This is a genomic window from Actinosynnema sp. (assembly GCF_052038725.1).
On the sequence record NZ_JBQGCX010001438.1, the window covers coordinates 1 to 2,794 of the forward strand.

General features: G+C 71.3%; 2 protein-coding genes and 1 pseudogene. 1 reads left to right on the forward strand and 2 read right to left on the reverse strand.

The genetic code is table 11. From position 1 onward, the window contains the following. Together ACTUAL_RS30405 and ACTUAL_RS30410 are read right to left on the reverse strand one after the other, a co-directional pair. A pseudogene (locus tag ACTUAL_RS30405) lies at window positions 1-227 on the reverse strand (carbohydrate ABC transporter permease); the annotation flags it as partial. After that, window positions 224-1,543 carry an ABC transporter substrate-binding protein gene (locus ACTUAL_RS30410; RefSeq protein WP_096492461.1) on the reverse strand — a complete coding sequence of 440 codons (1,320 nt, stop codon included), beginning with the start codon at window positions 1,541-1,543 and terminating at the stop codon, window positions 224-226. The gene ACTUAL_RS30410 and the pseudogene ACTUAL_RS30405, both read right to left, overlap by 4 nt. A gap of 209 nt (window positions 1,544-1,752) precedes the next feature. Between ACTUAL_RS30410 and ACTUAL_RS30415 the strand changes: the two genes are divergently transcribed. Next, window positions 1,753-2,709, forward strand: a complete 957-nt coding sequence (locus ACTUAL_RS30415) for a LacI family DNA-binding transcriptional regulator (protein WP_440902645.1) — start codon at window positions 1,753-1,755, stop codon at window positions 2,707-2,709. Window positions 2,710-2,794 lie beyond the last annotated feature (85 nt).

A 2,794-nucleotide genomic window follows, 5' to 3' on the forward strand; every position in this document is an offset into this window, starting at 1 on the left:
AGCGCGCCGTCGAGCAGCACCGGATCGGTGAACGCCCGCACGTAGTTGTCCAGCCCGCTGAACCGCGTCCCCGCCGCCAGGCTCCGCGTCGACAGGCTCAGCCAGAAGGCGTAGGCGAGCGGCGCCACCAGGAAGACCAGCACCACCACGAAGAACGGCAGCACGAACAGCATCCCCGCCACCGGGTGCGCGGTGCTCCACCGGCGGCCCCGCGGCACGCCGCTCACCGCGTCACCCGGAAGCCCTGCTTCTCCGCGTACGCGACGACGTTCTTCTCCGTCTCCGGAAGAACTTCGCTCCACGGCCGGGTCCCGGCCATCGCCTCCGCGCTCCGGTCGTTCAGGTCACCGAACACGAAGTCCTGGAACGGCGTGTACTGGAACTCCCCCAGCTTGTCCGACACCGGCACGAAGATCTCGTTCACCTTCTGCCCCGCGAAGAAGTCGTACGCCTTCCCGGTGAACTCCGCGCTCGCCGCGACGTCCTTCACCAGCGGGTACAGGAACGCCTTGTTCAACCCGATGTCCCAGGCGGCCTCGGACTTCCCGAACAGCTCCCGCGCCACCGTCGTCGCGGCCTCCGCGTCGCGCGCCTGCTTGGTGACCGCGAACGTCGACCCGCCCCAGTCCCCCTGCTCGTCCGCACCGGGGTCCCACTGCGGCATCGGCGCCACCGCCCACTTCCCGGCCGTGTTCTTGAGCGACCCGGCCACGTACCCCGGCGTCCACCCCGCCGCGGCCCACGTCCAGTACTTCCCCGAGTCCAGCGCCGCGGTCGCGTCAGCCGTGAAGAACGGGTCCTTCGCCATCAACCCGCGCGACACCAGGTCGCCGTGGAACTCCACCACCTTCACGCACTCCGGGCTGGTCAGGCTGATCCGCACCTCGTCGCGGGCCTTGGCCCGCGAGTACCCGTACGGCCTGCACCCCGCCTGCCACATCAACCCGTTGATCCACCCGCCGTCGCTGCCGAAGCTCGCGATGTGCCCGTTCGGGTCGACCTCCTTGATCCGCTCCGCCGCGCTCCGGTACTCGTCCCACGTCCTCGGCACCGGGATGCCGTTCTGCTCGAACAGGTCCTTGCGGTACATCAGCGCCATCGGCCCGCCGTCGACCGGGATGGCGTAGACCCTGTCCCCGTCCGTGGCCTGGCTCCACGCCCACTCCGCGTACAGCCCCTCGTCCTCGTTGGCCCCGTGCTCGCCCATGTCCGCGAGCGCGTCGAGGATGACGAACGTCGGGATCTGCTGGAACTCGACCTGCGCGACGTCCGGCGCGCCCTTGCCCGCCGTGAACGCGGTCTTGAGCTTGGCGTACTGGTCGGGCCCCGTGCCCACGTTGGTCCAGTCCACCTGGATGTCGTCGTGCGAGGCGTTGAAGGCGTCCACGACGCCCTTGAACTCCGGGTACCACGCCCACACGGAGACGTGGATCTTGCCGTCCGGGCCCGGTCCGCCCTCATCGCTCCCGCAGGCCGTGACGGCTGTTGCGGCGAGGAGGGCGGCGGCGAGCAGCGATGCGGTCTTGAACGGGCTTCCGCGCATGGCAGCGCCTTTCTGTCACCAGGGCGGCGGTGTGCAGGAGGTACGTCTTGCTGCGCTGCAAAGCACTATGGTGGCCGCTCTGCCGCGCTGCAAGACGTCACACGGACGAAATGAAGCCGCTACGGACGTGCGCAGTCCCGTGGCCGGGGTTGTCGCCGAGCGGGGGCTCGGAGCACACTCGGCCACCGGTTGCGATCACGAGGAGCGAGATGCGCGAGGCCACCCTGCGCGACGTCGCCCGGCTCGCCGGGGTGTCGCCGAGGACCGTGTCGAACGTGGTGAACGGCTACGCGCCGGTCACCGAGGCCACCCGCGCGAAGGTGGAGGAGGCGATCGCGGAGCTGGACTACCGGCCGAACGTGGTGGCGCGGAACCTGGCGCGCGGGCGGTCGGGGCAGATCGCGGTGGTCGTGCCGTACCTGGACACCCCGTACTTCTCCGAGCTGCTGCAGGGCATCATCCCGAGGGCGCGCGCGGGCGGCTACAACGTGCTGATCGACCAGACCGACGGCGACCCGGAGCACGAGCGCGAGCTGATCCGCAGGCGGGCGCGGGGCTTCACGTTCGACGGCCTGATCTTCAGCCCGCTCGGCCTCGCGCAGCGCGACCTGGGCGACGCCGACCCGACGCTGCCGCTGGTGGTGCTGGGCGAGCGGTCGGCGGCGGGCTCGTTCGACCACGTGGGCATCGACGACGTGGCGGCCTCGCGCGAGGCGACCGCGCACCTGATCTCGTTGGGGCGCAGGCGGATCGCCGCGATAGGCGACCAGCCCTACCCGACCGGGGAGGCCGCGCAGCTGCGCACCACCGGGTTCCGCCAGGCCCACCTGGACGCCGCGCTGGAGGTGGACGAGGCCCTGGTGATCGGCACGCCGAGGTTCAACCGGGCCGACGGGGCGGGCGCGATGCGCCGCCTGCTGAACCGCTCGGACCCGCCGGACGCGGTGTTCTGCTACAGCGACCTGGTGGCGCTGGGGGCGCTGCACGCGGCGCTGGAGCGCGGGGTGCGGGTGCCGGAGGACGTGGCGCTGATCGGGTACGACGACATCGAGGAGGGCCGGTACTCGAACCCGACGATCAGCACGGTGTCGCCGGACAAGGAGGCGATCGCGGTGACGGCGGTGGAGCGGGTGCTTTTGGGGATGGGGTTGGGGCGGGGTACGTAGGAGGTCGCGGGGGTGGAGGTGCGGGCGGCGCACCGGTTGGTGGCGCGGGAGAGCACGCTGGGGCGGGTGGACACAGGGCGGGCGG

Bases quoted from the DNA above. Each gene is read 5' to 3' on its own strand.
- ACTUAL_RS30410 (WP_096492461.1), bottom strand. From the start codon at position 1,543: ATGCGCGGAAGCCCGTTCAAGACCGCATCGCTGCTCGCCGCCGCCCTC.
- ACTUAL_RS30415 (WP_440902645.1), top strand. From the start codon at position 1,753: ATGCGCGAGGCCACCCTGCGCGACGTCGCCCGGCTCGCCGGGGTGTCG.